The sequence below is a fragment of the Sphingomonas sp. genome (assembly GCF_035758555.1).
In the GTDB taxonomy this organism is placed as follows: Bacteria; Pseudomonadota; Alphaproteobacteria; order Sphingomonadales; family Sphingomonadaceae; genus Sphingomonas_B.
Genome location: NZ_DASTXI010000045.1, coordinates 1 through 5881, shown reverse-complemented (window position 1 = coordinate 5881; position 5881 = coordinate 1). Strand labels below are relative to the sequence as shown.

At 68.9% G+C, this 5881-nt stretch carries 9 protein-coding genes and 1 pseudogene; 4 read left to right on the top strand and 6 right to left on the bottom strand.

Features of this window, described 5'->3' with window-relative positions; translation table 11 throughout:
* Positions 1–220: HNH endonuclease (locus tag VFT73_RS02685; RefSeq protein WP_414712776.1), on the top strand; the 220-nt coding region annotated here is incomplete at its 5' end.
* A 172-nt stretch (positions 221–392) separates the two neighbouring features.
* Here the strand turns inward: VFT73_RS02685 and VFT73_RS02680 are convergent.
* The 3 genes and pseudogenes from VFT73_RS02680 to VFT73_RS15270 form a co-directional block, all read right to left on the bottom strand.
* Positions 393–752 carry a hypothetical protein gene (locus tag VFT73_RS02680; RefSeq protein WP_326408606.1) on the bottom strand — a complete coding sequence of 120 codons (360 nt, stop codon included), beginning with the start codon at positions 750–752 and terminating at the stop codon, positions 393–395.
* A gap of 71 nt (positions 753–823) precedes the next feature.
* The gene (locus VFT73_RS02675) at positions 824–1570 is read right to left on the bottom strand and encodes a hypothetical protein (protein WP_326408605.1); all 747 of its coding nucleotides are present in this window, start codon (positions 1568–1570) and stop codon (positions 824–826) included.
* Between the two features lie 107 nt (positions 1571–1677).
* A pseudogene (locus VFT73_RS15270) lies at positions 1678–1794 on the bottom strand (PEPxxWA-CTERM sorting domain-containing protein); the annotation flags it as partial.
* 708 nt (positions 1795–2502) lie between these two features.
* Between VFT73_RS15270 and VFT73_RS02665 the strand changes: the two are divergent.
* Positions 2503–2850 (top strand): ribose-phosphate pyrophosphokinase, encoded by a 348-nt coding sequence (locus VFT73_RS02665; protein WP_326408603.1) that lies wholly within the window; start codon positions 2503–2505, stop codon positions 2848–2850.
* Positions 2847–3692, top strand: a complete 846-nt coding sequence (locus VFT73_RS02660; protein ID WP_326408602.1) for an SDR family NAD(P)-dependent oxidoreductase — start codon at positions 2847–2849, stop codon at positions 3690–3692. Before VFT73_RS02665 ends, VFT73_RS02660 begins: the two co-directional genes overlap by 4 nt.
* Here VFT73_RS02660 and VFT73_RS02655 read toward each other — a convergent pair.
* On the bottom strand, positions 3689–3892 hold the full coding sequence (locus VFT73_RS02655) for a hypothetical protein (RefSeq protein ID WP_326408601.1): 204 nt from the start codon (positions 3890–3892) through the stop codon (positions 3689–3691). The two genes, VFT73_RS02660 and VFT73_RS02655, sit on opposite strands and share 4 nt — an antisense overlap.
* A 142-nt stretch (positions 3893–4034) precedes the next feature.
* Here VFT73_RS02655 and VFT73_RS02650 point away from each other — a divergent pair, with 142 nt between their 5' ends.
* A complete protein-coding gene (locus VFT73_RS02650; protein WP_326408600.1) occupies positions 4035–4457 on the top strand; it encodes a hypothetical protein in 423 nt (140 codons plus the stop codon).
* Position 4458: 1 nt separating this feature from the next.
* Here VFT73_RS02650 and VFT73_RS02645 read toward each other — a convergent pair whose 3' ends face one another.
* Together VFT73_RS02645 and VFT73_RS02640 are read right to left on the bottom strand one after the other, a co-directional pair.
* A complete protein-coding gene (locus VFT73_RS02645; protein ID WP_326408599.1) occupies positions 4459–5007 on the bottom strand; it encodes a DUF4199 domain-containing protein in 549 nt (182 codons plus the stop codon).
* 94 nt (positions 5008–5101) lie between these two features.
* Positions 5102–5551, bottom strand: a complete 450-nt coding sequence (locus tag VFT73_RS02640; protein ID WP_326408598.1) for a response regulator transcription factor — start codon at positions 5549–5551, stop codon at positions 5102–5104.
* Positions 5552–5881 lie beyond the last annotated feature (330 nt).

Genomic DNA, 5881 nt, shown 5'->3' with positions numbered 1-5881 from the left:
CGGGTTGGCGCTCTCTGGCACGGTGCACTGGATGTTTGACCGTGGGCTGATCAGCCTTTCAGATAACCTGGAAATTCTTGCGTCGCGGCAGGCGAATGATCCGGACGGCATCCGGGGGTTGGTCAACAAGACCGGGCGCGCGCTTCCGCCGATTAGGCCGATGGATCGGCCGCATCCGCACTTCTTGGCTTGGCATCGGGAGCATTGCTTTAAGCAGTAAGAAAAAGCTGGACCCCGGATCAGGTCCGGGGTGACGAAGAAGGGGGCGCGGAGTTAACCCGCGCCGTCGGCCGTGCCTGCCCTCGCGCAGCTCGGCGGCACGCCGGCCGGCCTCTGCCGGCTCTTCGCCTAAGTCCGGCGGCGCTACACGCCGGCGGCCTTACGCTCGGCGGTCATAGCGACCAGTACAGCTCCCTCGGCCAGCGGTCGTGGTCGCGGGCGGCGATGATCTGGGCCATGATCGCGTCGGCTTCGTCCTGTTCGGGCGGGTGGACGTCGTCCAGCTCGTCTTCGTCATCGTTGCCACCATCGTCATCGTCATCGTCATCGTCATCGTCGTCCAGCGCTTCCGCGTCTTCGTCGATCAGGCGGGCCCAGGCTTCGTCGGCGCGGGCCTGGGCGGCCTTGTGTTCGGCGATGATCCGGCGGGCCCAGGCGGCGCGGGCCTGCTTGCGTTCCTTGTCGAGGCGGTCTTCGTTGTCTGCCTGTCGGGCCAGGTCCGCGAGAGCCTGGAGGGTCAGGTGGAGGGGCATGGTTTGGCTCCTGTTTGAAACAAGCGGAGAAGGTGGACCCCGGATCAAGTCCGGGGTGACGGAGGGAAGGGTCAGTCGTCGGCCGCTGCTTCGTCGCCGGCATCGCAGTCCGGTTCGGGGACGGGCCCTAATAATGCTCCACAGGGCTTGCCGTTGACCAGCTCCCACGACTGGCGGAACGCCGGGTCGGACTGGCAGCGTTCGTAGACGGCGCGGCGTTCCGCCGCCTGTTCGCCGCGGACGCGGATGCCGAAGACGTGGAGGCGCTTGACCAGCTCCGCCAGCACTTCCTCTTCCGACGGCCGCCGCTGCCCGCGGTTCGGCCTTGCCGTTTCGGCGCGCGCGGCGGCGGCTTCGCGGGCGACCGTGTCCGGATGGCGGGTGCCGCCGTGCAGGTTCGCGCCGTATTTGCTGGGCATGTGGTGCTTCAGGATGAACATCAGCAGCCGATCGTTGTACCAGCGTTTTTCGCCGACCTGCTCGCCCTTGTAGAAGACCGGCACGGCGACGCCTTCCTTCGCCCGCTCGATCGCGATGTCGGCGAGCGACTGGACGCCGAAATCCAGCGCGGCATCCCAGGCGGCGCGGAATTCCTCGGCGCCCTTCTGACGGCGCAGATAATAGGCGCCTTCGGGGCTCATGTTGATGCGCTGTGCCGCATGCTTCACCGATCCGGTTTCGGCGAGGCCAGCGATGAAGGCGCGCTGGCGCTCCGGCGTCCAGCCGTCGTAGCGGTATTTGCGAGGGACCGGGGCGAAATCCGGCAGCGGCGGGCGGCGATCGGGCGGGACGGGAGCGCGGTTCTGCATGATTCGCATGCGATAACCGATATGGTTAGGTGTAGGACAGAGAAAACGGCGCGGGAGTGAATCCCGCGCCGTCGGTCGCGCTTTGCGCGCCGGCCGAGCGTTCGCCCGGGCGGCTTCTAGGCGAGCACGCGCTCGCCCAGGCGCCTGGCTCCGCTGCGACGCCGCGCGATGCCGCCGACCATGCCGAAGCCGGCGATCATCATCGCCCAGGTGGCGGGCTCCGGCACCGCCGTCAGGATCTGGCTCTGGCTGTTGGCCGAATAGAGCAGCTTCAGCGAGCCGTTGGCGGGCGTGCCCCAGACGCCGTTCACGATGTCGTCGAGGTACGACTGCGCGAGCAGGCGGGCGCCGTCGCTGTTGCCGCCCGACGAGCGGAACGTGCCGGTCGCAAAGCCGTAGCTGGCGGTGTTCTCGTTGACGATCTCCCAGGTCGCGAGCTGCACGGCGGCGGCGACCTGCGACTTGTTCGGGGCGGCGGCGATCAGCGCGTCGGCATTGCCGATCAGCGTCAGCAGCCGGTTCTGCTTCGTCGCGTCCGGGATCAGCGTGGAGACCGGCGCGAAGTCGAACGTCGCCGGCACGTGCAGCGTGTGGAAGATGTCGACGCAGTAGGTGAGGAAGCTCGCCGGATCGCCGCCGGGCTGTTCGGTGCCGGTCAGCTTCAGCCGGCCGATGCCGACATTGAGGCTGAGATTGGTCGGCGTGTACTGGATATTGCCGGTCAGCTGGCCGGGCACGAAGGCGTAGCCGGTGATGGTGTAAGCGGCCTCGGCCCCGCTCGGGATCGCAGCGGCCAGCAGGGCGGCGGAAAGCAACAAACGCGTCTTCATCTTGACGACTCCCCTATGCAACACGGGGCCTTGTGCCGCATTCGGGAAAGGGGCGTGGGGAACCTTATGGTTAACGCTGTTTCAATCGGGGACTGTGCCGCGGCGGGACGGATGTTCGACGTAAGCGAAGTGCGTGGGCTGCTGGTGGCGGCGGCGCGGGAGCGGCGGGCGGTTTCCTATTCGGAGATGCTGGCGTGCCTGGGCTTTCGCTTCACCCGCCCGAAGATGCGGGCGCTGTGCGCGGTGCTGGGCCGGATCGACGAGGCCGGCGCGGCAGCGGGCGAGCCGGAGCTGGCGGTGCTGGTCGTACGCGAATCGGACGGGCTGCCGGGCCAGGGCTGGTGGGTGGCGCGCGCCGACCCGCTGGGCCACGAAGGCGACTGGACCGGGCCCGCGGCGCGCGCGCTGGTGCGCGAGCTGCAGGGGCAAGCGTTCGATTATTGGGAGGAGCACGGATGAGCTTTCAGGGCAAGCGTGTGTGGATCACCGGCGCGTCGTCGGGCATCGGCGCAGCGCTGGCGGCGGCGTTCGCGAGCGAAGGCGCGCGGCTGGTGCTGTCGGGCAGACGGCGCGAGGCCCTCGCCGAGGTCGCGGCGCGGGTGCAGCCGGATGCGGCGATCCTGCCGTTCGAGGCGACCGGCTGGGCGGCGCTGCCGGGCGTGGTCGAAGAGGCGGGCGCGGTCGACGTGCTGGTCAACAATGCCGGGATCAGCCAGCGCAGCCTTGCCGTCGACACGCGGCCCGAGGTCTATCGCACGATCGTCGAGACCGACCTGCTGGCGCCGATCTGGCTGACCCAGCTGGTGCTGCCGGGCATGGCCGAGCGGCGGCAGGGCCATATCGTCGGCATCAGCTCGGTCGCGGGACGGCTGGGGACGGTGCTGAGGACCGGATATTGCGCGGCCAAGCACGGGCTGATCGGCTATCTCGACGCGCTCCGCGCCGAAGTCGAGCAGGCCTATGGCATCCGCGTGACGACCGTGCTGCCCGGATCGGTGCGGACGCAGGTGGCGGCGAACGCGCTGCTGGCGGACGGATCGGCGCGCGGCGAGTCCGATCCGAATATCGAGGCAGGGATGGGCCCGGCCGAGTGCGCGCGACGGATCCTGGCCGGCATCGCCGCAGGCGCGCGCGAGATCCTGGTCGCCGAGGGCGCCGAGGCGCACGCGGCCGCACTGCGCTTCAGCGACCCCGAACGGCTGTTCGACATGCTGGCAAGGGAAGGCGCGCGGCTGGCGGCGGAGCGGGAGAAAGGCGGACGGCCCGAACCCGCAAAGGTCGGGCAGACGATCGCCGGCTAGGCGACCGGGCGCGCGAGCACCGGCTCGCCGCCGGCCGGGATCAGCGCGATCTTGCGCGTGCCGCACCAGAGCTCGCAGGTCTCTTCGGGAAACCGGGCACGCGCGCTGGCGATCGCAGCCTCATCGTCCGCTGCCTCGAATTCGTGGCGGCGCTGGATGCGACCCTTGGGGTCCAGGCAGTAAAGCTTATACTCGGCCACGCACAACGACCCCCCGACGATGCCGTTCTAGCACAGAGCCGAGGCGGAATCTGTCTGCCAGCCGACATAAGGACGTGTGATCGAACGCACGGCAGAAGCGGCCCGGCGTGTTAACATCTCCTTTCGCAGGGAGGTTAACGCGATGAGACCCACATTGATGCTGATGGCGATGATAGCCGCTCCGGCGATGGCGGCGCCGGCACCGCGCTGGACCGCGGTCGGCGCCGGGGCCGGCGGCGGCGCGATCGAGATCGACCGCGGCTCGCTCAACTGGCGGCCGCTGCAGCGCGCCTGGTGGCGCATCCATTATGCCCCGGCCAAGGCGGACGGCACCGTCGAGGAACGGCATCTGGAGCTGGTCGACTGCAGCAGCGGCGAATCGGCTGTGATCGAGACGGTCTCGCTCGACAGCGCAGGCCGGGTGATCGCCGACCAGCGCGACGGCGAGGAGCTTGCGGCGCAGCGCATGGACCCGCCGACGCCGGGCACGGCCGGCGAGACGGTGGTGGAGGGCGCGTGCCGGCTCCGCCCGCCGCCACCGCCGCCACGTCGCAAGCGCCGGTAGGTCAGGCTGGCACGCGGTTGCGCCGGGCCGGCATGAATCGCGGGTTGCGGAGCAGGCCGGCGGAGACGAGCGAGACCAGCACGCCGACCGGGAAAATCTCCGCGAAGGTCATCGGCAGACGGAACAGCGGGTCCCGATATTGGGTCTCGAACGCGCGCATTTCCGCGGCATAGCGCGCGAGTTCGGCCGCGCTGGCGCCCGACGCCTTCTTGTCCGCCATCAGCGCGGCCGTGTAGCTTTCGATGAAGCCCGACGCGGTCGTCGCCTGCGCCAGCTCCCACGCCAGCACGTAGAAAATGCCCGCGACCAGGCTGATGCCGAGCCCCATGCCGAATGCCGGCCAGAAGCCGATCACGCCGCCGCCCGCATCGTCGCGCTGGCGCTTGATGCCCACAAAGACCAGGCTCAGCGCGATCAGCATCGTCGTGTAGCCGATCAGCATGCCGAGATAGCCGTGCGGCATGCCCCATGGCGCGGCCGTGGTCGCGTAGAGCATCGCGCCGACCGCCAGGCCGGCCATGGTGCCGTAGATCAGGATTCGGTCCAGCATCGCACCCTCCCCTTGGTGAGGGCCCGAACATGCGCCGATCGTGCGGCGACGCAATCGCCCGAAAGGGTGATTCAGGTGCGATCGCCCGAAAAACTCAGCGCAGCAGCCCCAGCTCGCGGGCGCGGGCGATCGCTTCGGTGCGGCGGCGCGCATCGAGCTTGTCGAGCAGCCGCGCGACATGCGTCTTCACGGTGTTGGGCGAGACATGGAGCATCGCCGCAATTTCCTTGTTCGAGCAGCCGTCGGCGAGATGCCGCAGCACCTCGAGCTCGCGCGGACTGATGCCGAGCGCCGCCACCGCGCGCGGATTGCCGTCGAAGTCGGCGGGTGCGGGACGGGCAAGCACGCGCATGCCGATCGCAATGCCCAATGCAAGGAAGGCGGCGGCAATCAGGAATCCGTACAGCTCCCCGGTGCGCGTACGGGCGAGCCGCTGATAGTCGAGCCATTGCAGCACAAACGTGCCGACGGCGAGCAGCACGCCATAAGCGGCGATCCGCTTCAGGGCAGGCACCGGCATCGGCGGCAGGCTAGCGCCGGACAAGCACGCACTCAATCGCGGTTGCCGCAGGTGACCGCTTTCGACCCTTTGCGGGCTTTAGCTTCTCTCCCCTTGCGGGAGAGAATAGCTTTGCTTGGCAGCTTGCTGCCTAGCAAAGCTTATAGAGGGGTGCGGCGCTTTGCGCCGCGCGCGCCTGCGGCTCGCCCCCTCTCCCCGCTCGGCTGCGCCGAGTCGCCCTCTCCCGCGAGGGGAGAGGGGCTGAACGTCTGCAAACGACCCATTGCGGACGTTGGATCGCTCTGCCCTTCGTCACCCCGGCCTTGAGCCGGGGTCCCGCTTCTTCTGATTTTTTGGCCAGCGGCAAAGGATCCA